At 68.1% G+C, this 22,580-nt stretch carries 20 protein-coding genes; 10 read left to right on the top strand and 10 right to left on the bottom strand.

Features of this window, described 5'->3' with window-relative positions; genetic code table 11:
* Positions 1-2,307 (top strand): RHS repeat domain-containing protein (locus FHT26_RS28485; protein ID WP_168563452.1); only part of this gene is annotated, 2,307 nt, incomplete at its 5' end.
* A gap of 55 nt (positions 2,308-2,362) precedes the next feature.
* Positions 2,363-2,791 (top strand): hypothetical protein, encoded by a 429-nt coding sequence (locus tag FHT26_RS28480; protein ID WP_168563451.1) that lies wholly within the window; start codon positions 2,363-2,365, stop codon positions 2,789-2,791.
* Positions 2,792-3,669: 878 nt separating this feature from the next.
* Here the strand turns inward: FHT26_RS28480 and FHT26_RS28475 are convergent.
* The 7 genes from FHT26_RS28475 to FHT26_RS28445 all read right to left on the bottom strand — a co-directional run bounded on the left by FHT26_RS28475 (position 3,670) and on the right by FHT26_RS28445 (position 10,993).
* Positions 3,670-4,608 (bottom strand): AraC family transcriptional regulator, encoded by a 939-nt coding sequence (locus tag FHT26_RS28475; RefSeq protein WP_168563450.1) that lies wholly within the window; start codon positions 4,606-4,608, stop codon positions 3,670-3,672.
* Entirely contained in the window at positions 4,608-5,408 is an 801-nt protein-coding gene (locus tag FHT26_RS28470) for an L-iditol 2-dehydrogenase (RefSeq protein WP_168563449.1), read from the bottom strand. Before FHT26_RS28470 ends, FHT26_RS28475 begins: the two co-directional genes overlap by 1 nt.
* Positions 5,401-6,792, bottom strand: a complete 1,392-nt coding sequence (gene dalD / locus FHT26_RS28465; RefSeq protein WP_210427645.1) for a D-arabinitol 4-dehydrogenase — start codon at positions 6,790-6,792, stop codon at positions 5,401-5,403. Before dalD ends, FHT26_RS28470 begins: the two co-directional genes overlap by 8 nt.
* Before the next feature lie 25 nt (positions 6,793-6,817).
* Positions 6,818-7,873 carry an ABC transporter ATP-binding protein gene (locus tag FHT26_RS28460; protein WP_168563447.1) on the bottom strand — a complete coding sequence of 352 codons (1,056 nt, stop codon included), beginning with the start codon at positions 7,871-7,873 and terminating at the stop codon, positions 6,818-6,820.
* Positions 7,874-7,888: 15 nt separating this feature from the next.
* Positions 7,889-8,716, bottom strand: coding sequence for a carbohydrate ABC transporter permease (locus FHT26_RS28455; protein WP_168563446.1), 828 nt, complete (start codon positions 8,714-8,716; stop codon positions 7,889-7,891).
* Between the two features lie 13 nt (positions 8,717-8,729).
* Positions 8,730-9,587: a carbohydrate ABC transporter permease gene (locus FHT26_RS28450; protein WP_168563445.1), complete on the bottom strand. Its 858-nt coding sequence runs from the start codon at positions 9,585-9,587 to the stop codon at positions 8,730-8,732.
* 77 nt (positions 9,588-9,664) lie between these two features.
* On the bottom strand, positions 9,665-10,993 hold the full coding sequence (locus FHT26_RS28445) for an ABC transporter substrate-binding protein (protein ID WP_168563444.1): 1,329 nt from the start codon (positions 10,991-10,993) through the stop codon (positions 9,665-9,667).
* A gap of 237 nt (positions 10,994-11,230) precedes the next feature.
* Between FHT26_RS28445 and FHT26_RS28440 the strand changes: the two genes are divergently transcribed.
* Positions 11,231-12,367: a metallophosphoesterase gene (locus FHT26_RS28440; protein ID WP_168563443.1), complete on the top strand. Its 1,137-nt coding sequence runs from the start codon at positions 11,231-11,233 to the stop codon at positions 12,365-12,367.
* A 225-nt stretch (positions 12,368-12,592) separates the two neighbouring features.
* Here the strand turns inward: FHT26_RS28440 and FHT26_RS28435 are convergent, their stop codons facing one another.
* The 3 genes from FHT26_RS28435 to FHT26_RS28425 form a co-directional block, all read right to left on the bottom strand.
* A complete protein-coding gene (locus FHT26_RS28435) occupies positions 12,593-12,994 on the bottom strand; it encodes a methylglyoxal synthase (protein ID WP_246868141.1) in 402 nt (133 codons plus the stop codon).
* A 5-nt stretch (positions 12,995-12,999) separates the two neighbouring features.
* Positions 13,000-13,278: a hypothetical protein gene (locus FHT26_RS28430; RefSeq protein WP_168563441.1), complete on the bottom strand. Its 279-nt coding sequence runs from the start codon at positions 13,276-13,278 to the stop codon at positions 13,000-13,002.
* Positions 13,279-13,434: 156 nt separating this feature from the next.
* Complete coding sequence (locus tag FHT26_RS28425) at positions 13,435-14,022, bottom strand: GAF domain-containing protein (protein ID WP_168563440.1); 588 nt, start codon at positions 14,020-14,022, stop codon at positions 13,435-13,437.
* Positions 14,023-14,165: 143 nt separating this feature from the next.
* Between FHT26_RS28425 and FHT26_RS28420 the strand changes: the two genes are divergently transcribed.
* From FHT26_RS28420 to FHT26_RS28390, 7 genes are all read left to right on the top strand, one after another.
* Positions 14,166-15,440: an ABC transporter substrate-binding protein gene (locus tag FHT26_RS28420; protein ID WP_210427643.1), complete on the top strand. Its 1,275-nt coding sequence runs from the start codon at positions 14,166-14,168 to the stop codon at positions 15,438-15,440.
* 192 nt (positions 15,441-15,632) lie between these two features.
* Positions 15,633-16,532: a carbohydrate ABC transporter permease gene (locus FHT26_RS28415; RefSeq protein ID WP_168563439.1), complete on the top strand. Its 900-nt coding sequence runs from the start codon at positions 15,633-15,635 to the stop codon at positions 16,530-16,532.
* Positions 16,529-17,377 (top strand): carbohydrate ABC transporter permease, encoded by an 849-nt coding sequence (locus FHT26_RS28410; protein WP_210427642.1) that lies wholly within the window; start codon positions 16,529-16,531, stop codon positions 17,375-17,377. Before FHT26_RS28415 ends, FHT26_RS28410 begins: the two co-directional genes overlap by 4 nt.
* A 24-nt stretch (positions 17,378-17,401) precedes the next feature.
* Positions 17,402-19,015 (top strand): alpha-glucosidase, encoded by a 1,614-nt coding sequence (locus FHT26_RS28405; RefSeq protein ID WP_168563438.1) that lies wholly within the window; start codon positions 17,402-17,404, stop codon positions 19,013-19,015.
* Positions 19,016-19,160: 145 nt separating this feature from the next.
* Entirely contained in the window at positions 19,161-20,273 is a 1,113-nt protein-coding gene (locus FHT26_RS28400) for an ABC transporter ATP-binding protein (protein ID WP_168563437.1), read from the top strand.
* 161 nt (positions 20,274-20,434) lie between these two features.
* Positions 20,435-21,334 carry a ParA family protein gene (locus tag FHT26_RS28395; RefSeq protein ID WP_168563436.1) on the top strand — a complete coding sequence of 300 codons (900 nt, stop codon included), beginning with the start codon at positions 20,435-20,437 and terminating at the stop codon, positions 21,332-21,334.
* Positions 21,335-21,522: 188 nt separating this feature from the next.
* Positions 21,523-22,551 carry a phytoene/squalene synthase family protein gene (locus FHT26_RS28390; protein WP_168563435.1) on the top strand — a complete coding sequence of 343 codons (1,029 nt, stop codon included), beginning with the start codon at positions 21,523-21,525 and terminating at the stop codon, positions 22,549-22,551.
* Positions 22,552-22,580: the final 29 nt, after the last annotated feature.

The raw sequence follows: 22,580 nt of genomic DNA, 5'->3' as shown, positions 1-22,580 counted from the left end.
ATGACGCGCCGGCTGGAGCCGGACCTGGACAGCCGCTGGGAGTACGACACCGCGACCCAGGGCACCGGCGAGCTGGCCGAGACCTTCACCTGGGCCGGCAACACGAAGGACTACCGGCGCGTGCACAGCTACGACGCGCTCGGCCGCCCGAGCACGACGGTGACGAGCCTGGACGCGGACTACGCCAGCACGGTGACCTACGACGCGTTCGGCCGACCGGACCGCACGACGCACAGCCGCTCGGCCAGGGGGGCCGGTGCCACCGGCGCGGTGGCCGCGTCGAACACCTTCCAGCAGCACTACAACTCAATTGGCTATGCGGACCGCATCGACCGCTACGAGGGCGCGAACACGGCGGCGATCACGCTGTGGACCGCGCAGGCGATGGACGCCGAGGGGCGGCTGACGCAGGAGCAGCTCGGCAACGGCGCGGTGACGCGCCGGGGCTACAACCCGTACACCGGGCGCCTGAACAGCATCCGCAGCGGGGTGTCGGCGGCCGATGCGCAGTTCCAGAACGACAGCTACGACTACGACGTGCTCGGGAACCTGGAGAGCCGCAGCCAGCTGATGAGCAACGGCGGCGCCGCGTTGAACGAGAGCTTCACCTACGACGCGCTGAACCGGCTGAACACCAGCACGATCGGCGGGGTCACGAAGACGACGACCTACGACGAGCTGGGCAACCTGACCAGCAAGACCGGCGTCGGGCTGTACCGCTACCCGCCGTCGGGCGCGGGCAGCACCGCGCCGAACGCGGTGGCGTCGGTGCTGGGCACGGTGGCCGGGCTGGCGAACCCGGGCTTCAGCTACGAGGTCAATGGCAACCTGAAGACCGGCATGGGCCGCCGCTATGCGTGGACGGCCTACGACATGCCGTCGAGCATCGACAAGCTGGACGGGACGAACGCGGTGCAGCGCACGGCGTTCCTGTACGGCCCAGATCACGCGAGAACCCGGCAGACCATCAGCCCGGTGAGCGGCGAGGTGGCGGGAAGCCCGACCACGACGATCTGGTACGGCGGCGCCATTGAAAAGGAGATCGACACCGCGGCCAACACGACGACGATTCGCACGGTGCTGCCGGCGCAGCTCGGTTTCATCGAGGAGAAGTTCAGCGGTACGGCAACCGCAGCGACGGCCGACGGCACGCGCAACCTGCGCTACTTCCTGACCGACCACCTCGGCTCCACGTTGGTGGAGATGGACCAGGCGCAGGCGGTGCTGCAGCGCATGAGCTACGACGCGTGGGGCCGCCGGCGCAACGCCGATGGCAGCGACGACACCGGCCCGCAATGGGGCAGCCTGAAGAACGCGCAGGACCACAGCGGCTACACCGGCCACGAGCACCTGGACCAGCTGGGGCTGGTGAACATGAACGCGCGGATGTACGACCCGCTGCTCGGGCGGCACACCAGTGCGGACCCGACGGTGCCGGATCCGGCGAATGCGCAGGCGTTCAATCGGTACAGCTATGTGTTGAACAACGCGTTGGTCTTCACGGATCCGACGGGGCTGTCGGCGTTCGGACGCAGCGACGATTGGCGCGTGTTGATCGACAACCCGACGATCGGCGGCTCGGATAAGACTCGGCCGAATGCGTACTTGAGGCAGGCGATCGAGGCGGCCGGCGGAGCGGAGAAACTGGCTGGGCTCGTCAGTCAAGGACTCTTCCCCGCGATGGAGAACACACCTGCGATGACGGGCAACGTCACGCAGATCATGAATCAGGCCGCAGCTGACGAGGCTGAGGCTCGAACTGTCTGTTCGGGTGCCTGCCAGATCCCGGGCTCCACTTCCACTGCGCAACAACCGGCTGCACCGCAGGGCGTGAGAGGCTGGATCGCGGACAACATTCTTGAGCCGATGGCCCAAGCGACCGAGCCGCTGACCGGCCTGCCAGGAGTGGCTGCCGTACCCGGGGTGTTGAAGGCCACGATGGCTATCATCCGCGTCGAGAAGGTGGTCGTCGAGGCCGGTTCCGCATTGAAGGCTGAGGCGTTGGCCTCAAAGGGCGCGGCGGAAGGCGAGAAGCTACTGTTCCGGCGTGGTCCCATGGACACCAAGAAGCTACTCGAGAGCCAAGCACAGGCGGCAGAGAATGTGCTTGGAGTTCACGGCGTCTCCGTGAGCACGAGTTCGGCGGCGAAAGCTGGGCAAGTTGTGCGATGCGCGACTTGCAGTTCAGTTGAGGCAGCGGGGTTCAAGGTTCAGCAGACCGGGAAAGATCTGAACCATCACACGGTTGAACTGCCGAAACCAATTACGCCCGATGTAGTGAGGATATGGAATGAGCTCTTCAAGTGAGTCGCTTCACGAATTCGCCCGGGGCTCCGGTTCGGCCAGTGACCCTGGATTCGCGGTGATCCTCGCGTTTGACTACTACGATGGCCCCGAGCGCGGTTTAGCGCTCTATCCCTCGGGCGAAGGAGTTCGGTTCTCGTCGTTGGGCGATTCAAAATCTCGCCTCTTCCGGGCGTTCGAATTGATTCCCATCGAAGGCAACTGGTGGCCGCAAATCAAAGCGCTGCAACAGGCCGAAGGGGTTGACCCGCCGCGTCGAATTCTGCTGCCCTCTGAGGGTGGCGAGACGCTGGCTGACCTTGAGAGCGGTGTTCTCCAAGCATCTGCGGTCGGGCAGTTCGTGGGTGTTGGATCACCGGACCTGGAGAGGATCTCGATATCTCCGGTGACTCAAGAGCAACTGGAAGACTTGCGAAAGCTGGGCTGCTCGCCGACTGGCTTCGAGCTTGCCCATCAGATGGTCAAAGGTCGGAGCGCCGAGGACTGACAGCGAAAGGCGCCCGCCCTGTGCGGGCGTCGCTGCATCGAGGTGCTGAAGTTCAGCCCTTGCTCTTCTTCTCGTCGGCCTGACGAACCCGATAGGCCGCTTGGGCGGATTGGGCGGCGTCATCAACTCGCGCAGCGCATCGAAGACCTGCTTGAGTTGATTGCGCGTGTTGCGGCTGAAGGTGTCGCCGCCTGCACCGGCACGGCCGTGCAGTGCGTGGCGCCGCGCCTGCTTCGGATGCGGTGCAAGCCGCCAGAGTCGCCTTGCACCGCACCCGGCCAGCGTGTTCAGTTCGGAGCGCGTCAAGGCCAAGCCCTTCGGGCGCTTCGCGGCCTTGACTCGATGCGGCGTTGTGCCCGCGCGTGAGGCTGCAAGGCAGCTACAGAAGGAAGCTCGGCCGCTTCCTCGCGCGTGCGTGTCCGGCCAAATCCGCCTCAGGGGGTCTCGGCTTTTACACTGCCGGCGATGTCGGGCTTGACCGGCTGCAAGTCCTTGATTGCACTGGGACTTCAGCCCAAAAGTACGACAGTGGACGGTGAGATTCGCTGTTGCCGCAAAGGGAACAGGCACCGTCAGGGATTCGATCAAGGTGGCCCAGGGGGTGTGGTCTGGAACTTCGATTCCTCGATCCTTTGAGCTGACTGCGGGTAACAGCCGCGTCTGGGTTCATGGCAATGCGATGGAGCATTTGGCCGAGCGCGCGAAATCCATGGCTAATCGCGGGGTCAGCATGGACTTGGTGCGGGTGGGCACTCAGCAGCAGTTGCGAAGCCTGCAGTGGCAAGCCTATTGACGACCTGGCGTGCTGTGACGATTCGGAAGGCAAATCCCTTCGTCTCAAGGGCATGCGAGACGTTCGCGAGGTCTGACGCGAGCCCTCAGCCTTGCCGAGGGGCGCCCCCACCGAACCGAGCCTCGCCCTGCTTGCGGAACTCCTTCGGCGTCATCCCCTTGATCTCCAGGAAACGCCGGTTGAAGTTCGCGACGTTGTTGAACCCCGCGTCGTAGCAGACGTTGGTGATGTACCGATCCGTCTCCATCAGCAGCTGGCAGGCCCGCGTCACGCGCAGCCGGTTCACGAAATCGGTGAAGGTGTTGCCGGTGGCGCGCCGGAAGTAGCGCGAGAACTGGCTCTCGCTCATGCCGACGCGCTTGCTCAGCTCGGCCATCGAGAACTGGCTGGCGCTGTTCTCGGTGATGTAGTCGACGATGGTGCTGATCTGCGCCAGCGAGGTGTCGTCGTCGAAGCTCTGCAGCGGCATGCTCGACAGCAGCCGGTAGTCGCTGCACTCCGACAGCTCGCCGAGGAACTCCAGGAACTCGGTGAAGCGCTTCAGCCCGTGCAGGCTGCGGATGCGCACCAGCCGCTCGCGCGCCCGGTCGCTCATGCCGAAGAACTCGATGCCGTGGCGCGCCCGCTCCAGCAGCGGCAGCACGTCGCGCAGGTCGGGGATCAGGTCGGTCGCGCGGCGCAGCGGCTCGTCGGAGAACTGCAGCACCACGTCGCGCAGCGGCACGCCTTCGGCCGGGATGTCGGTGGAGATCCAGTTGTGCGGCAGCCGCGGCCCGGTCAGCACCAGGTGGCCCGGCTCGAAATGCCCGATGTAGTCGCCGACGAACACCTTGCCGCGCGTCTCGATGATCAGGTGCAGCTCGTATTCCTCGTGGTAATGCCAGCGCACCAGCGGGTTCGGCACGCCGTGCTCCAGGCAGCGCACGTAGCCATAGGTGCCTTCGGGCTCGTAGCCGAGCTTGGTGTCGCGCACGAAGTCGTGCTCGAGTTCGGGGCTGCGGATCCGGTGGGTGTTCATCGTCATCAGCTCATCACGTTGCCGCCGTCGACGTTGAGTGTCTGTGCGGTGATGTAAGCCGATTCTCCACTGGCCAGGAAGACCGCGGCGCCGGCGATGTCGTCCGGCACGCCCATGCGGCCCAGCGGCACCGCCTTGCCGACCGCCGCCTTCTTCTCGCCCGGCTGCAGGTGCTCGTGGCGCGCGAACAGCGCATCGACCTGGCCCCACATCGGCGTGTCGACCACGCCCGGCGCGATGCCGTTGACGCGGATGCCGTTCGGCGCCATCGCGAGCGCGGCAGACTGCGTGTAGCTGATCACCGCCGCCTTGCTCGCGCAGTAGTGCGACACCAGCGCTTCGCCGCGGCGCCCGGCCTGCGACGCGAGGTTGATGATGCTGCCGCGCACGCCGCCGTCGACCATGCGGCGCAGCACCGCCTGCATCGTGAAGAACATGCCGCGCACGTTGACGTCGAACAAGCGCTGGTACATCGCTTCGTCCGACTCGAGCAGCGGCGCCAGGTCGAACACCGCGGCGTTGTTGAACAGCGTCGTGACGCTGCCCAGCCGCTCGTGCGCGCCGGCGACGAAGCGCGCGATGTCGTCGCTGCGCGCGACGTTGCCGCCCAGGTACTGGAAGCGGCCCGGGTGCTGTTCGGCCAGTGCCTGCAGCTCGGGCGGCGCGGCGGCCGGCAGGTCGACCGCGGTGCAGCGGGCGCCTTCGCGCAGGAAGGCCCGCGTCACTGCGAGGCCGATGCCGCCGCCGGCGCCGGTCAGCAGCGCGTGGCAGTCGGCCAGGCGGCCGGTGCGGCCGAGATCAGCCATGGCCGTTCTCCTTCAGGAAGGACTTCACCTCGGCGTGCGCCTGCTGCAGCGCGGCCACCAGCCGCGCATCGCCGGCCAGCGGGCCCCACAGCACCGGGTCGCGGCTGAACGCTGCCAGCGGGTCGGCGCTGTCGAAGATCGCATGCGCCGCCGCCACGTCCATGCCCTGGTCGTGGTAGGTGTAGCTCAGCTCGCCGCGGTGCCAGCGGCCGAGGAATTCGAAGAACAGCGCCGGCAGCTTCGCGACCGCCGCGATCGATGCACCGCGGGCGAGGCACTCGCGGAAGGTCGGCCACAGGAAGCCGGCGATCTTCGCGTAGCCGTCCATCGCGACGCGCTGGTTGGTGTCCAGCAGGTACGGGTTGCTGAAGCGGTCGATCACGACGTCGCGGTACGCAGCGAGGTCCAGCGGGTAAGGCTTCTGCGACGACTCCAGTGACGGGATCACGTCGTTCGTCACGTAGTCGAACGCCATCCGGCGGATCGCCGGGTGGGCCACGTCCTCGTGGATGTACTGGTAGCCGAGCAGCGTGCCGGCCCACGCGAAGCAGCTGTGGCTCGCGTTCAGGATGCGGATCTTCGCTTCCTCGTACGGCAGCACCGACGCCACCATCTCGGCACCAGCCTTCTCCCAGGCCGGGCGGCCGTTGATGAAGTGGTCTTCGATGACCCACTGGATGAAGCGTTCGCCCATCACCGGCGCGCCGTCGTCGACGCCGGTCGCGACCTTCACGCGCGGCGCGATGTCGGGCAGCGGGCGAGGCGTGATGCGGTCGACCATGTCGTTCGGCGAGCTGGTGTGCTGCTCGACCCAGGCGTGCAGCGCGGTTTCGCCGCGGCGCGCCAGGAAGTCGAGGAAGCCGGCGCGGAAGCGCTCGCCGTTGCCGCGCAGGTTGTCGCAGTTCAGCAGCGTCACCGGGCCGGCGTCGCGCCGGCGGCGCTCGGCGAGGATCGCGGCCATCGCGCCGTAGATCGTGCTGCGGGTGCTGCCGGCGAGGTCGCTGGCCAGGTCGGCGAAGCTGTCGTCGAGCCGGTTCTGGTCGTCGAGGTAGTAGCCGGCCTCGGTGACGGTGAACGAGATGATGCGGGTGGCCGCATCGGCGCCGATGTCGATCAGCCCGGCCAGGTCGGGCGTGTACGGCACGATGCGGCGGATCGCGGTGATGCGCTCGTAGAAGCGCTCGCCGGCCGGCGACACCGTCTCCAGCGTGTAGGCGCCGCCCTGCGCCTGCAGCGCGGCGATGGTATCGGCCATGTCGGGGCGCAGGTTGCCGCCGGCGATCTGCCAGGTGGTGTCGCCCTGGTCGATCAGCTTCTGCAGGTAGACGGCCTGGTGCGCGCGGTGGAACGAGCCGAGGCCGAGGTGGAGGATGATGAGGGGCATGGTCGTCATGGAGAGGCTCGCATCGCTAAGCGGCTTGCTGCAGCGCGCGCAGCGTCCGTCCCTGCGCGTCGAAGAGGTGGAGGGCGGTCGCGTCGAAGCTGATGCCGACCGTGTCGCCCGGTTTCAGCGTGGTGCGCTCGCTCTGCCGCGAGACGAGCGGCACGCCGTCGTGCGACTCGCCGATGCGGGTGTGGATCAGCGTGTCGGAGCCGAGCGATTCGATCAGCTCCACGCGGGCCGCGAGGCCGGTTCCGGCGGCACCGACGCGCACGTACTCGGGCCGCACGCCCACCGCGCCGTCGGTGGGCAACCGCGTGCCGGCCAGGCGCGACAGTTCGGGCACCGCGGCGGTCTTCACGACGTTCATCTGCGGCGTGCCGATGAACTGCGCGACGAACTGGTTGGCCGGGTGGTCGTACAGCTCCAGCGGCGTGCCGACCTGTTCGATCAGGCCGTCGCGCAGCACCACCACGCGGTCGGCCAGCGTCATCGCCTCGACCTGGTCGTGCGTCACGTAGATCGTGGTCGCGCCGAGGTCGCGGTGCAGGCTCGCGATCTCGACACGGGTCTGGCCGCGCAGCGCGGCGTCGAGGTTCGACAGCGGCTCGTCGAACAGGAACACCTTGGGCGCGCGCACGATCGCGCGGCCGATCGCGACCCGCTGGCGCTGCCCGCCGGACAGCTCCTTCGGCGTGCGCTGCAGGTACTGCGTCAGGTTCAGGATCTTCGCGGCGCGCTCGACCTTCTGCTGGCGCGTGGCCACGTCGACCTTGGCCAGCTTCAGCGCGAACGACATGTTGTCGAACACCGTCATGTGGGGGTACAGCGCGTACGACTGGAACACCATCGCGAGGTCGCGCTTGGCCGACGGCACGTGGGTGATGTCGCGGCCGTCCAGCTGCAGCGAGCCCTGCGTGGTGGCTTCGAGCCCGGCGATCAGCCGCAGCAGCGTCGACTTGCCGCAACCCGACGGTCCGACGAAGACGATGAACTCGCCCTTCTCGATCTGCAGGTCGATGCCCTTGATGGTGCGCACCGGGCCGAATTCCTTGACGATGCCCTTGAGTTCGAGAAACGACATGGAAGGTCTCCTTGTTTATTTGACGGCGCCGAAGGTCAGGCCCTGCACCAGCTGCTTCTGGCTGAACCAGCCGAACACGATGATCGGCGCGATGGCCAGCAGCGACGCGGCCGACAACTTGGCCCAGAACAGGCCTTCGGGGCTGGAGTACGACGCGATCAGCGCGGCCAGCGTGCCGGCATTGGCCGAGGTCAGGTTCAGCGACCAGAAGGCCTCGTTCCATGCCAGCACCAGGCACAGCAGCCCGGTGGACGCGATGCCGCCCATCGTCAGCGGCAGGATCACGTGGCGGAACTCGTCCCACACCGTCGCGCCGTCGAGACGCACCGCCTCGAGGATGTCGTTGGGCACCTCCTTGAAGGCGCTGTAGAGCATCCACACCATGATCGGCAGGTTGGACAGCGTGAACACGATGATCAGCGCCGGCAGCGAATCGAGCAGGCCGGTGGTCTGCGCCATCACGTACACCGGCACCAGCGCGCCGACCGCCGGCATCATCTTGGTCGACAGCATCCACATCAGGATGTCGCGGGTGCGCTTCGTGCGGAAGAACGCCATCGAATAGGCCGCGGGCGCCGCGATCATCAAGCCGAGGATCGTCGAGACGAGGCTGGTGATCAGCGAGTTCTTCGCGTACAGCAGGTAGTCGCTGCGCTGCTGCACCTCGACGAAGCTCGACAGCGTCGGCGTGAAGATCAGCTGCGGCGGCACCGCGATCGCCTGCATCTCGGTCTTGAACGCCGTCAGCCCGAGCCACAGCAGCGGGAAGAACAGCAGCAGCGCGATCGCCCACGCGAAGAAGGTGCGGACGTACGGGAAGCCGTTGGGGTAGGTGGTGCTCATGGCGTGCATCCGTTCAATCGAGGTTCTTGCCGACCATGCGGATCAGGAACACCGCGGCGATGTTGGCGAGAACGACGGCGAACAAGGCCCCCGCCGACGCCACGCCGACATCGAAGTTCATCAGCGCCTGCTTGAAGATCAGGAACGCGAGGTTGGTGCTTTCGTTGCCGGGCCCGCCGCCGGTGGTGGTGAAGATCTCGGCGAACACGCTCATCAGGAAGATCATCTCGATCATCACGACGACCGCGATCGAGCGGCCCAGGTGCGGCAGCGTCAGGTACCAGAACTGGTGCAGCGCGTTGGCGCCGTCCATGCGGGCGGCTTCCATCTGCTCGCGGTCGAGCGACTGCAGCGAGGTGATGAAGATCAGGCAGGCGAACGGCAGCCATTGCCACGACAGCATGAGGATCACCGACGCGAGCGGCAGGTCGGTCATCCAGTCGACCGGTGTCGCGCCGAAGAAATGCCACACGTGCGCGAGCACCCCGTAGATCGGGTTCATCATCATGTGCTTCCACAGCAGCGCATTCACCGTGGGCATCACGAAGAACGGCGAGATCAGCAGCACGCGCACGATGCCCTGGCCGGGGAAGGGCTCGTTGACCAGCAGCGCGAGGCCCACGCCCAGCACCACGGTGATCGCGATCACCGCGCCGAGCAGTTCGAGCGTCTGCAGCACCGCCGGCCAGAAGTCCGGATCGGTGATGAAGTAGTGGAAGTTCTCGATGCCGACGAAGGTCTTCTCGCCGGGCTGCATCAGGTTGTAGTGCACCAGCGAAAACCAGATGGTCATCGCGAGCGGCACGATCATCCACAGGAACAGCGTGGTGACCGCCGGCGCCATCAGCGCGCGGGGCAGGAGTCGGGTCATGGCGTGGAACCTCCGTCAGGCACTGACCCCCGGCCGGCACACGCCGGCGCGGGGCTGAAAAGGGCTGGGAGGAAAGCCTATTTCTTCAAGTAGCCGCCCTTGGTCATTTCACGCTCGGCGGCGGTCTGCGAGGTCTTCAAGGCCTGGTCGACGGTGACCTTGCCCGACAGCGCCGCGCTCATCTGCTGGCCCACCGCGATGCCGATCGCCTGGAACTCCGGGATGGCCGCGTACTGCACGCCCACGTACGGCGACTTCGGCAGCGTGCTGTCGTTCGGGTTCGCGCTGTTGATCGCCTTCTGTTCCTCGACCGCGAACTTCGCGACCTTCTGGAACTCGGGGTTCGCGTAGGTCGACTTGCGCGTGCCGGTCGGCACGGTGTGCCAGCCGGAGCTCTGCGCGATCAGGTTGATGTACTCCTTCGACGTCGCCCAGGTGATGAACTTCTGCGCTTCGGCCGACTTCTTCGAAGACGACGGGATCGCGAGGTTCCACGACCACAGCCAGTTCGCGCCCTTCGGCGTGACGGCCTGCGGCGCCTGCACGAACGCGACCTTGTCGGCCACCTTCGACTGCTTCGGGTCGCTGACGAACGACGCGGCGATGGTGGCGTCGATCCACACGCCGCACTTGCCTTCGTTGAACAGCGCCAGGTTCTCGTTGAAGCTGTTGGCCGACGCGCCGGGCGGGCCGTACTTCTTCATCAGGTCGACGTACTGGCCGATCGCGTCCTTCCACGGCTTGGTGTCGATCTGCGGCTTCCAGCTCATGTCGAACCACTGGCCGCCGTAGGTGTTGACCATCGTCGTCAGGAAGGCCATGTTGTCGCCCCAGCCCGGCTTGCCGCGCAGGCACAGGCCGTACACGCCCTTGGCCGGGTCGTGGATCTTCGAGACGATGTCGGCCATCTGCGCCCAGGTCGGGTTGGCCGGCATGGTCAGGCCCTTGGCCTTGACCAGGTCGTCGCGGTACATCGTCATCGAGCTCTCGCCGTAGAACGGCGCGGCGTACAGCTTGCCGTCCAGCGACAGGCCGCTGCGGATGGCCGGCAGCAGGTCGTCGACGTCGTAGGCGGCATCGGTGGCGATCTCCTTCAGCCAGCCTTTCTTGCTCCAGATCGGGGCCTCGTACAGGCCGATCGTCATCACGTCGAACTGGCCGCCCTTGGTGGCGATGTCGGTGGTGACGCGTTGGCGCAGCACGCCTTCTTCGAGCGTGACCCACTTCAGCGTGATGCCGGGGTTCGCCTTCTCGAAGTCCTTCGTGTGCTTCTGCATCTCGATCATGTGGCCGTTGTTGACGGTCGCGATCACGAGGTCGGTGGCGTGCGAAGACGTGGCGGCCACGGCGCCGAGCGCGCCCAGGGCCAGAACCAGCGCCGTCTTCACCGGGGTCTTGTTTGTCATTGGTGTCTCCATCGTTGTCGGATTGATGCTGTCGATGCGATGCGCCGTGGTGCGCCACGTCCGCAGCCGCAACGATAGACGTATGCCTTTGAACGATTTGGTACGGCTCGCGCCAAGACCTGTACTTTGTTGCGTCGAATGGCCCGGGTTTTCCTGGATTTCGGGGAGAGGGGTTCTGTTGAGATGGCTGCAGCCGGCCCCACCTGTGGGGCTTGCCCCTTCAGGACAGGTTCTGCCATGTCGTTTCCGTTGCTCCCGGTGGCCTTGCTGGCTGCCTTCCATGCCTACATCGGGTCGCGCCTGCTGGGGGTGCTGCCGGCGCCCTGGGGATGGGTCGGTGCCGGCCTGCTGGCCGCGCTGTTCCTGCTGGTGCTGTCGGCCGCGAGCCCGATCCTCGGGCGGCGCGCGGCCACCGGGGTGCTGGCCTGGGCCGGGCTGATCGCGATGGGCTTCTTCTCGACGCTGCTGGTGCTGACACTGGGGCGCGACGCGGTGCTGCTGGCCTGGGGTGGGTGGAACCTGGTCAGTGGGTCCGCGGCGATCCCGGCGTCGGTGCTGCAGGGGTCGGCCGTCGCGGTGCCGGCGCTGGCGCTGCTCGCGAGCCTGCTCGGCCTGCTGAACGCGCGGCGCCGGCCGGGCGTGCGGCGCGTCGACGTGCCGATCGCCGACCTGCCGCCGGCGCTCGAGGGCTTCACGCTGGTGCAGATCAGCGACCTGCACGTCGGGCCGACGATCCGCAAGGGTTTTGTCGACCGCGTGGTCGATGCGGCGAATGCGCTGGACGCCGATGTGATGGCGCTGACCGGCGACCTGGTCGACGGCCGGGTGCCGGAGTTGTCGGCGCACACCGCGCCGCTCGGGCGGCTGCAGGCGCGGCACGGCGTGTTCGCGGTCACCGGCAACCACGAGTACTACTCGGGTGCGCCGGCCTGGGTGGCCGAGCTGCGGCGGCTCGGCATCACGGTGCTGATGAACGAGCACCTGCTGCTGAAGCATGGTGCGGGGCGCCTGCTGCTGGCGGGCGTGACCGATTTTGGCGCCCACCATTTCGACGAGCAGCAGCGCAGCGATCCGGCGCGCGCGCTGCGGGGCGCGTCGGACGAGGCGCATGCGAAGGTGCTGCTGGCGCACCAGCCGCGCAGCGCGCCGGCGGCCGCCGCGGCCGGGTTCGACCTGCAGCTGTCAGGCCACACGCACGGCGGGCAGTTCCTGCCGTGGAACCTGTTCGTGCCGCTGCAGCAGCCGTTCGTCGCCGGGCTGCACAAGCTGGGCGCGCTGTGGGTGTACGTGAGCCGCGGAACGGGCTACTGGGGCCCGCCGAAACGCCTCGGCGCGCCGTCCGAGATCACGCGGCTGCGGCTGGTCCGCGCGTAACGTCAACCGGCACGATTTGCCGGCGTGCGCGACGAGTTTCTGTCAGATCCCGTGCTTTTCGGATGCGCCGCCGGGCGCTCCAGCCCGGCGTGATCGCGCGGATCGCGTGACGGACCTTCGACGCGGCGACGCCGGGCATCGGAATGGTCTGAGCGGTAAGACATGCCAACTCTCCTGCAGGCAATGCGCCTGTCCGGGAGAGGGGCAAACGGCGTGCCGCGTGGCTCAGCGTCTTTCCGACAAGCGCGCCAGCACCAGCCGTGCCGTCGAGAGGTTGGTGGCGCAGGGCACATCATGCACGTCGCAGGCCCGCACCAGTGCGTTGATGTCGGGCTCGTGCGGCTGCGGCGTCATCGGGTCGCGCAGGAACACCACCAGGTCGATCTCGCCCTGCGCCAGCTTTGCGCCGATCTGCAGGTCGCCGCCGAGCGGGCCGCTCAGCATGCGCTGCACCGTCAGTCCCAGCTGGTCCTGCAGCCGGCTGCCGGTGGTGCCGGTCGCGCACAGCGTGCACGTCTTCAGGAAGGCGAGGTATTCGCGCGCCAGTTCGACCATCGTGTCTTTCTTGTGGTCGTGGGCAATCAGCGCGATGCGAGGAGCGGGGGCGGCAGAACGGGTGTCGGTCATGGACATCAGTGCGGTTTGCGGGGCTTGCGGAAGGATCTGGGGCGGTACACGTTGCCGTCCCATTCTCCGCCGCGGGCGCGCTCGATCGCGTCGCGCGTCTCGCGGCTGGCCTGGCGGCGCGCGGCCGGCCAGCGCCACAGCCGCAGCCAGGTGCCGCACAGCGTGGCCCACCAGCGCTGCATCGCGAAATCGAATTGCATTCGTCGGCGCACGTTCAGCGTCAGGCGCACCAGCAGGATGGCGCAGACCAGGAGCACGGTGCCGGCGATGATGGTTTCAAACACGGGGATGGGCCTCAGTCCGGGCGCCCGCAGGAGCGAACGCACGGGACCGATGGTAGCCAGTGGCGGGCGGCCGTGCGCACGGCGCGACACCTTCGTTCGGGGGATGCGTGGATTGCTGCCGCCGGGTCCGGCCCGGCGCCGCGGCTCACCCGGCGTTCACTTCAGCTTCCAGCGTTCGGCGCTGAGCGGCTCCAGCGACCAGTCGACCGCGGAGCCCGGCAGGTGGGCCTTCCAGGCCGCGGTGACTTTGCGGGCGACCAGCACCGCGCAGTTGCGCAGGTTGTCGAGGTCGCGCTTGCGCAGCGCAGGGTTCGCGGCTGCGCTGTAGCAGCACAGCGTGCCGTAGACGCTGCCGTCGGGCATCATGATCGGCGTGCTGAGGTGGGCGCCGACCTGCACGTCGGTGTGCGGCAGGCCGATGTCCTTCGCGATCGCCGAGGCGTCGTGCACCAGCTCCGGCATGCGCCCGTCGACCACCTGCTTGCAGTAGCTTTCCTCGAGCGGATTGCCGTCGCCGGGGCGCATCGGCGCCTGGTCGCCGTCGACGAAGCGGAACACACGCTGGCCGTCGATGAACTCCGAGACGAACACCACGTCCATCTTCAGGCGGTCGCGCAGCGTGCGCAGCACCTCGGTGACGGCGTGGTCGATGCCGGGGTCGGTGCCGTCGGCGGTGGCCACCAGCAGCTCGGAGATCGTCACCGACAGCTCGTCGGGATCGAAAGCGCGGTCGTGCAGCGTCATGCGCCGACTGTAGCCATGTTTCAAAAATGACAACGCCGGCGGGGCCGCCGCTCACACTCGACATCTTGGCGGGGCCGGCGGCCGCTGTAATGCCGTTCCAAGAACCGGATGCGATCCGGCCCGACCACGGATGGAGACAGACGATGATGCAAAGACGCCCGATGCTGGCGCTGGCTGCGGCCGGCTTTTTGTTCGCGACGGCGGCAGCCAACGCGGCCACACTGAAGATCTCGTGCGGTGCCGTCGGCCAGGAGCTGGAGCTGTGCAAGAGCGCGGCCGAGGCCTGGGCGAAGAAGGCCGGCCACACCGTCGAGGTGGTCTCGACGCCGAACGATGCGAGCGAGCGGCTGGCGCTGTACCAGCAGGTGCTGGGGTCGCAGTCCGACAAGATCGACGTATTCCAGGTCGACGTGGTGTGGCCGGGCATCCTCGGTTCGCACTTCCTGGACCTGAAGCCGTTCAGCAAGGGGGTCGAGAAAACGCACTTCCCGTCGATGGTGGCCAATGGCAGCGTGCAGGGCCGGCTGGTCGCGATGCCGTGGTTCATCGACGCCGGGCTGCTGTACTACCGCAAGGACCTGCTCGAGAAGCACGGCCTGAAGGTGCCGGTGACCTGGGAGCAGCTGACCGACACCGCGCAGAAGATCCAGTCGGCCGAGCGCGCCGCCGGCAACGACAAGATGTGGGGCTACGTGTGGCAGGGCCGGGCCTACGAGGGCCTGACCTGCAATGCGCTGGAGTGGGTGTCGAGCTACGGCGGCGGCACCATCGTCGACAGCGCGGGCAAGGTGTCGGTGAAGAACCCGGCGACCACAAAGGCGCTGGCGATGGCCGCGTCGTGGGTCGGCACCATTTCGCCGACGGCGGTGCTGAACTATGCCGAGGAAGAATCGCGCGGCGTGTTCCAGGCCGGCAACGCGGTGTTCATGCGCAACTGGCCGTATGCCTGGTCGCTGGCGCAGCGCGACGACAGCCCGATCAAGAACAAGGTCGGCGTGGCCGTGCTGCCGAAGGGCGGCGATGCCGGCTCGAACGCCGCGGCGCTGGGCGGCCAGCAGCTGGCGGTGTCGAAGTACTCGAAGAATGCGGCGCTGGCGGCCGACCTGGTGATGTACATGACGAGTGCCGAGGTGCAGAAGGAGCGGGCGCTGAAGGGCTCGTTCAACCCGACGGTGGCGACGCTGTACCAGGACAAGGACGTGGTGGCCGCGAACCCGTTCATGAGCCAGCTGGCCGGCACGTTCGCGAGCGCGGTGCCGCGGCCGGCGACCGTGACGGCTTCTCGCTACAACCAGGTCAGCAACGAGTTCTGGAACGCGGCGCACGAGGTGTTGTCGCGCAGTGCGAAGCCGGAAGAGGCTGTGGCGAAGCTCGATCAGCGGCTCAATCAGATCGGCCGTGGAGGCCGTTGGAACTGAAGCGCCTCCCCCGTTCGCCCTGAGCAGGGACCGAGCCTGTCGAGGGCTCGTCCGTCGAAGGGTTGTGCCCGACGCGCACGGCCTTCGACAAGCTCAGTCCGGCCCTTCCAGGGCGAACGGGATTCCTCTGCGAACGCCGGGTTCCTCGCACCACCCGCCACGACGCACAAGAACCACGCAAGGAGACCCGACATGTCCGGCCTGACGAGGCAACGCGTGAAGTGGGCCTGGTGGATGCTCACGCCCATGCTGGTCGTGCTGCTCGCCGTCGCCGGCTGGCCGCTCGCCCGCACCTTGTGGTTCAGCCTGACCGATGCGTCGCTCGCCCACCTCGACGCATGGAAGTTCATCGGCCTCGAGAACTATGGCGGCGAGTACGGCGTGCTGCGCGATCCGGATTGGTGGCGGGCCGTCGGCGTCACCTTCGCGTTCGCGTTGCTGTCGGTCACGCTCGAGACGGTGCTCGGCCTCGGCGTCGCGCTGGTGATCAACCAGCCTTCCCGGCTGCGCACGCTGCTGCGCGCCGCGATGCTGGTGCCCTGGGCCATTCCCACCGTCGTGTCGGCGCGCATCTGGAGCTGGATGCTGCACGACCAGTTCGGCGTCGTGAACCACTACCTGCTGGCGTTCGGGCTCATCGCGGCGCCGCTCGCGTGGACGGCCGACCCGACGCTGTCGCTGTTCACCGTCGTGATGGTCGACGTCTGGAAGACCACGCCGTTCATGGCGCTGCTGATCCTCGCGGCGCTGCAGATGGTGCCGCTCGACTGCTACGAAGCGGCCAAGGTCGACGGCGTGCCGACCTGGCGGGTGTTCAGCCGCATCACGCTGCCGCTGATCGTGCCGGGCGTTGCCGTGGCCGTCGTGTTCCGCACGCTCGATGCGCTGCGCGTGTTCGACGTGATCTACGTGATGACGTCCAACAGCCGGGCGACCAAGAGCATGTCGATCTACGTGCGCGAACAGCTGATCGACTTCCAGCAGGTCGGCTTCGGCTCGGCGTCGGCGACGGTGCTGTTCTTCATGATCGCGCTCGTCACCATCGTGTACCTCGGCGCCACGCGCCGCCGCGTCGAGGAGGCTTCTGCATGAACGGCCCGAGCATCTATAAACGCACGCCGGCGATGTCGGCGCTGTACTACGCATCGGCCGCGCTGCTGCTGTTCGTCTCGCTGTTCCCGCTGCTGTATGCGGTGTCCACCTCGCTGAAGCAGGGCACCGCGCTGTTCTCGCCCGAGCTGTGGCCGGCCCATGCGACCCTCGTCAACTACGCCAGCCTGTTCCGCGACCAGCCGTTCGCCCGCAATCTGCTGAACTCGGCCGTCGTCGCCGGCGGTGTCGTCGCGCTGTCGCTCGCGTTGAGCCTGCCGGCCGCGTGGGCGCTGTCGCGCGTCAGCTTCCGCGGGCGCGGCACGCTGATGCTCACCGTGCTGTCGGCGTCGATGTTCCCGCAGGTGGCGGTGCTGTCGGGCATGTTCGAGCTGGTGCAGGCGTTCGGCCTGTACGACCACCTCGGCGCGCTGCTGCTTGCCGACCTCGTCATCACGCTGCCGTTCACCGTGTGGGTGCTGGTGACCTTCATGCGCCAGCTGCCGAAGGAAGTCGAAGAGGCCGCGATGATGGACGGCCTGGGCGTCTTCACGCTGATCTTCCGCATCTTCATGCCGCTGCTGTGGCCGGCGATGGTGGCCACCGGGCTGCTCGCGTTCATCGCGGCGTGGAACGAGTTCCTGTTCGCGCTGACCTTCACGATCAGCACCGAGCAGCGCACCGTGCCGGTCGCGATCGCGCTGGTCAGCGCCGGCAACGGCTACGAGGCGCCGTGGGGAGCCATCATGGCGGCGTCGGTGATCGTCACCTTGCCGCTGATCGGTCTGGTGGTTTACTTTCAACGGCAGATCGTCGCCGGCCTCACGGCCGGCTCGGTCAAGGGCTGATCCTCTCTCTTCAAGCAAACGACCATGACAACTCCATCCGACTGGTGGGCCGGCGCCTGCATCTACCAGGTCTACCCGCGCAGCTTCCAGGACAGCAACGGCGACGGCGTCGGCGACCTCGCCGGCATCACGCAGCGGCTCGACCACATCGCGTCGCTCGGCGCCGACGCGATCTGGATCTCGCCGTTCTTCCGCTCGCCGATGCGCGACTTCGGCTACGACGTCACCGACTACTGCGACGTCGACCCGATGTTCGGCACGCTGGCCGATTTCGACGCGCTGGTGGCCCGCGCCCATGCGCTGAAGATCCGCATCCTGATCGACCTGGTGATCAGCCACACATCGAAGGACCACCCGTGGTTCGTCGAGAGCCGCGCGAGCCGCGACAACCCGAAGGCCGACTGGTACGTCTGGGTCGACCCGCAGCCCGACGGCTCGCCGCCGAACAACTGGCTGTCGCTGTTCGGCGGCAGCGCGTGGCAATGGGAGACGAAGCGGCAGCAGTACTTCATGCACAACTTCCTGGCCTCGCAGCCGGACCTGAACTTCCACCATCCGCAGGTGCGGGACGCGGTGCTCGACGCCGCGCAGTTCTGGCTCGAGCGCGGCGTCGACGGCTTCCGGCTCGACACGGTGAACTTCTACTTCCACGACCGGCAACTGCGTTCGAACCCGCCGCAGCCGGCGGGGAAGTTCGCGGTCGGCGTGCCGCGCGCGAACCCGTATGCGCGGCAAAGCCACCTGTTCGACAAGACGCAGCCGGAGAACCTCGCGTTCCTGCAGCGCTTTCGCGCGCTGTGCGACCGCTACCCCGGCATCACGACCATCGGCGAGATCGGCGACGACAACGAATACGCCACGCTGCGCGCGTACACCACCGGTGCGCGGCTGCACATGGCCTACACCTTCAACCTGATGACCGAGCGCCACGAGCCGCGCTATGTGCATGCGGTGCTTGCGGAGATGCTGGCCGAGGCCGGCGATGCCTGGGTGTGCTGGGCGCTGAACAACCACGACGTGGTGCGCGTCGTCACACGCTGGGCAGGCCTCGGCCCGGCCGAACGCGTCGCGCCGCTGCTGGTGGGGCTGCTCGGTTCGCTGCGCGGCTCGATCTGCCTGTACCAGGGCGAGGAACTCGGGCTGGCCGAGGCGGTGATTCCGTTCGAGCAGATCCAGGACCCGTACGGCAAGGAGATGTGGCCGGAGTTCGTCGGCCGCGACGGCTGCCGCACGCCGATGCTGTGGGTGGCCGCGGCACCGAATGCCGGCTTCACGAGCGGCGCGCCATGGCTGCCGGTGCCCGACGCCCAGCGCCAACGCGCGGTCGATGTGCAGGCGCCGCAGCCGACGTCGGTGCTGAACCGCTACCGCAATTTCCTGACCTGGCGCGCAACGCAGCCGGCGCTGCGCCAGGGGTCGATGGCGCTGCTGCCGGCGCACGACCAGGTGGTCGCGTTCATGCGCGGCGATGGGGCGGAGCAGATGCTGTGCGCGTTCAATTTGTCCGACCGGCCGGCGCGCATGGCGCACGGGTTGCAGGGCGCGTGGCAGGCGGTCGGCGGGCATGGTTTCGGCGGCCGCATCGATGGGGGCGACATCGTGCTGGAGCCGCAGGAGGCGGTGTTCGCGCTGCGTTGAGTCGCCCGCTGCCTGGGCCCTTCGACAGGCTCAGGACGAACGGAATGCACCCATCGAACGGAATGCACCCCGTTCGCCCTGAGCCTGTCGAAGGGCCGGGCTGAGCTTGTCGAAGCCTCGTCGAACACTCACTGAAGGAACCGAGATGTCCCAGATCCAACTCCGCAAGGTCCGCAAGAGCTTCGCCAACGTCGCGATCCTCAACGACGTCGACCTGACGATCGCCCCCGGCGAGTTCTGCGTCTTCATCGGCCCGTCGGGCTGCGGCAAGTCGACGCTGCTGCGGCTGATCGCCGGCCTCGACGACGTCAGCGGCGGCGAGATCGTGATCGACGGCCAGGTCGTCAACGAGCTCCCGCCGGCGCAGCGCAACGTCGCGATGGTGTTCCAGAGCTACGCGCTGTACCCGCACATGTCGGTGCACGAGAACATGGCCTTCGGGCTGCGCCACCACAAGCTGCCCGAGGCCGAGATCGAGCGCCGCGTCGGCGAGGCCGCCGGCATGCTGAAGCTCGAAGCGCTGCTCGAGCGCAAGCCGCGCCAGCTGTCCGGCGGCCAGCGCCAGCGCGTCGCGATCGGTCGCGCGATCGTGCGCCAGCCGAAGGTCTTCCTGTTCGACGAGCCGCTGTCCAACCTCGACGCCGCGCTGCGCATCAACACCCGCGTCGAGATCGCGCGGCTTCACCGCAAGCTCGGCAACGTCAGCATGGTCTACGTGACGCACGACCAGGTCGAGGCAATGACGCTGGCCGACAAGATCGTGCTGCTGCGCCCCGATGCGGCGGCCAAGGGCCTGCTGAGCGTTGCGCAGATCGGCCGGCCGCTCGACCTGTACCACCGCCCGCAGAACCGCTTCGTCGCCGGCTTCATCGGCTCGCCGTCGATGAACTTCCTGCCGGCCGCGGCAGTCGCCGGCGATGCGACACGGCTCGACTGCCGCCTGCCCGGCGGGCTGGCCTGCCGCGCCGCGGTCGATGCATCGCGGGTCGCCGCCGGCACCGAGATCACGCTCGGCGTGCGGCCGGAACACGTGCAGCTCGGGCAGGGCGACGGCCGCGGCCACATCAGCCACCTGGAGCACCTGGGCGAATTCAGTTACGCCTACGTGACCTGGCGTGACGACGAGCCACCGCTGCTGGCGAAGGTGACCGACGAGTCGCTGAAGCTCGGCGACCCCGTCAGCTTCGAGCTGCCGGCGACGCAGCTGCATGCCTTCCTGCCGGATGGCGAGGCGCTGGCGCGGACGGCGGTGCATTGAAAAAAAGCGCGCGACGGAACCGGCGCCGGTTTCGGCACGCCCGCAACGACCGGCGGTATCCAAACGTGAACAGGGTGAAAGGAGGCTTGTACCGAGCCCGGCGCGGGCGCTTCGGTGATGTAATCGGTGGCCGTTCTGGCAGGACCCGGGTTTCATCGTCCATGCGCGTGGTAGCCGTCATCAATCGCAAGGGAGGCAGTGGCAAGAGCACGCTGGCGACCCACCTTGCCGGCTATTGCGCCCGCCAGGGGCTGAAGGTGATGCTCGGCGATGTCGACCGGCAGCAGTCGTCGCTCGCGTGGCTGAAGCGCCGCGCCGAGCAGCCGGTGGCCCAGGGCGCCCCGGTGGTCGGCTGGGCCGTCGACCCGCGCAGCGTGCTGCGCCCGCCCGCCGGCATCAGCCATGTCGTGATCGACACCCCTGGCGGCCTGCGCGACAGCGAACTGGCCCGCGTCGTGATGTATGCCGACGTGATCGTGATGCCGGTCTGCCATTCGGTCTTCGACCGCGAATCCGCCGCCGCCTGCTACGAAGAACTGCGGACGCTGCCGCGCGTGGCCAGCGGGCGCTGCAAGGTCGCGATGGTCGGCATGCGGCTCGACGCCCGCACCAAGGCCGCCGAGCAGATGGTCGAGTGGGCGGCGCAGGCGAATTTCCCGTACCTCGGCGCGCTGCGCGAGACGCAGGCCTATGTGCGCTGCGTCGAGCAGGGCGCGACGCTGTTCGACCTGCCGCCCGCGAAGGTCGAGGCCGACCTGGCGCAATGGAAGCCGATCCTCGCGTGGGTCGAGCAGGCCTGGGCGGCGGCCGCGAAGGCCGACGTGCTGGCCCGCGCGGCGGCACGCATGACGGTGCCGCCGAGTGCGGCGCCGGCGGCCGCCGCGGCGGCTGTGCCCCGGGCGGCCCCGGCGCGCGTGGGCACCGCCGCGACGCGCGGCGTGCAGACCGCCGACCCATTCGGCGCGCGGCCGACCAGCCCGCTGATCAAGGTGTCGTCCGGCGAGCGCGGCATCGCCGGCCGCATCGGGCGGCTGTTCGGGGTGTTCAAGTCGTCGGGCTGAGGGCAAGTGCAGCCCTTCGGGCTGAGATCTGACTCCGTTCGGGCTGAGCCTTGACTCCGTTCGGGCTGAGCCTGTCGAAGCCCCGGTTCGATGTGCGCAGGTCCCTCGACAGGCTCAGGGCGAACGGGTGGGCGGCTCAGGATGAACGGGCGGGAGGCCCGGTGCCATTGCGGCTACATTGCCAGCCCATGCCCGTCACCACCGACAAGCTGCTCGGCGAGCTGCTGAAGCGCGTCTCCCGTTCGTTCTACCTGAGCCTGCGCATGTTGCCGCCGGGCATGCGCGCGCCGGTCAGCCTGGCCTACCTGCTCGCCCGCGCGGCCGACACCGTCGCCGATACGCCCGGCCGCCCCGCGGCGCAGCGCCTCGCGCAGCTGCTGTCGTGGCGCGACCAGGTGACCGGCAGCCTGCCCTGGCAGCCGATCGATGCCGGCACACCCGCCGACGCCGGCGAGGCCGCGCTGATGGCCGCCTTGCCCGAGGCCCTGGACCTGCTGCGCCGGCAGCCGGCCGCCGACATCGCCGACATCCGCCGCGTCGTCACGACACTGACCGACGGCATGTGCTTCGACCTGCGGCATTTCGAGCAGGGCCGCGCCGGCGCGCCGGTGCCGCTGCAGACCCGCGCCGAGCTCGATCGCTACACGTATCTTGTCGCCGGCTGCGTCGGCGAGTTCTGGACCGACATCGCGATGCGCCATCGGCCCGAACTGCAGGTGTGGTCGCGCGATGAGATGGTCGCGAAGGGCGTCGCCTACGGCCAGGCGCTGCAGCTGACGAACGTGCTGCGCGATGCCGCCGAAGACCTCGCGAACGGCCGCTGCTACCTGCCGGTCGAGTTGCTCGTGTGGCATGGGCTGACGGTCGCCGACCTGTCCGATCCGGCTCGCCGCGCGGCCGCCCGGCCGCTGCTGGTCGAGCTGAGCACGCAAGCGCTGGCCGGCTACCGTGCCGGCGCCGACTACGTGCTGCGCATCCCCGCCGGCAGCCTGCGCCTGCGGCTCGCATCGCTGTGGCCGCTGATGCTCGGGCTGGCCTCGCTCGAGCTGCTGCTCGCTGCGCCGGGCTGGCTGGACCCGTCGCGGCGCGTCAAGGTCACGCGCGGCGCGGTCTACCGGATGCTGCTGCGCTCGCTGCCGACCGCGTTGTCGACCACCGCGTTGCGGCGCTGGACCGATGCCGCGCTCGCGCGCACCGCTGCGGCCTGCCGTGCCTGAACTTCTCCCAACCTACCCGACGAGACCGC

This window comes from Rhizobacter sp. SG703, assembly GCF_012275445.1.
Classification (GTDB): Bacteria; Pseudomonadota; Gammaproteobacteria; order Burkholderiales; family Burkholderiaceae_C; genus Rhizobacter.
Note: the sequence above shows the minus strand (reverse complement) of the source record. Positions and strands in the feature narration are given on the sequence as shown.

What these genes read in the sequence shown, in the direction of transcription:
- FHT26_RS28405 (WP_168563438.1), top strand. Translation starts at nt 17,402, where the DNA reads ATGACAACTCCATCCGACTGGTGGGCCGGCGCCTGCATCTACCAGGTC.
- FHT26_RS28440 (WP_168563443.1), top strand. Translation starts at nt 11,231, where the DNA reads ATGTCGTTTCCGTTGCTCCCGGTGGCCTTGCTGGCTGCCTTCCATGCC.
- FHT26_RS28455 (WP_168563446.1), bottom strand. Translation starts at nt 8,716, where the DNA reads ATGAGCACCACCTACCCCAACGGCTTCCCGTACGTCCGCACCTTCTTC.
- FHT26_RS28425 (WP_168563440.1), bottom strand. Translation starts at nt 14,022, where the DNA reads ATGACGCTGCACGACCGCGCTTTCGATCCCGACGAGCTGTCGGTGACG.
- FHT26_RS28415 (WP_168563439.1), top strand. Translation starts at nt 15,633, where the DNA reads ATGTCCGGCCTGACGAGGCAACGCGTGAAGTGGGCCTGGTGGATGCTC.
- FHT26_RS28475 (WP_168563450.1), bottom strand. Translation starts at nt 4,608, where the DNA reads ATGACGATGAACACCCACCGGATCCGCAGCCCCGAACTCGAGCACGAC.
- FHT26_RS28410 (WP_210427642.1), top strand. Translation starts at nt 16,529, where the DNA reads ATGAACGGCCCGAGCATCTATAAACGCACGCCGGCGATGTCGGCGCTG.
- FHT26_RS28395 (WP_168563436.1), top strand. Translation starts at nt 20,435, where the DNA reads ATGCGCGTGGTAGCCGTCATCAATCGCAAGGGAGGCAGTGGCAAGAGC.
- FHT26_RS28450 (WP_168563445.1), bottom strand. Translation starts at nt 9,587, where the DNA reads ATGACCCGACTCCTGCCCCGCGCGCTGATGGCGCCGGCGGTCACCACG.
- FHT26_RS28470 (WP_168563449.1), bottom strand. Translation starts at nt 5,408, where the DNA reads ATGGCTGATCTCGGCCGCACCGGCCGCCTGGCCGACTGCCACGCGCTG.
- FHT26_RS28400 (WP_168563437.1), top strand. Translation starts at nt 19,161, where the DNA reads ATGTCCCAGATCCAACTCCGCAAGGTCCGCAAGAGCTTCGCCAACGTC.
- FHT26_RS28445 (WP_168563444.1), bottom strand. Translation starts at nt 10,993, where the DNA reads ATGACAAACAAGACCCCGGTGAAGACGGCGCTGGTTCTGGCCCTGGGC.
- FHT26_RS28435 (WP_246868141.1), bottom strand. Translation starts at nt 12,994, where the DNA reads ATGACCGACACCCGTTCTGCCGCCCCCGCTCCTCGCATCGCGCTGATT.
- dalD (WP_210427645.1), bottom strand. Translation starts at nt 6,792, where the DNA reads ATGCCCCTCATCATCCTCCACCTCGGCCTCGGCTCGTTCCACCGCGCG.
- FHT26_RS28460 (WP_168563447.1), bottom strand. Translation starts at nt 7,873, where the DNA reads ATGTCGTTTCTCGAACTCAAGGGCATCGTCAAGGAATTCGGCCCGGTG.
- FHT26_RS28420 (WP_210427643.1), top strand. Translation starts at nt 14,166, where the DNA reads ATGATGCAAAGACGCCCGATGCTGGCGCTGGCTGCGGCCGGCTTTTTG.
- FHT26_RS28390 (WP_168563435.1), top strand. Translation starts at nt 21,523, where the DNA reads ATGCCCGTCACCACCGACAAGCTGCTCGGCGAGCTGCTGAAGCGCGTC.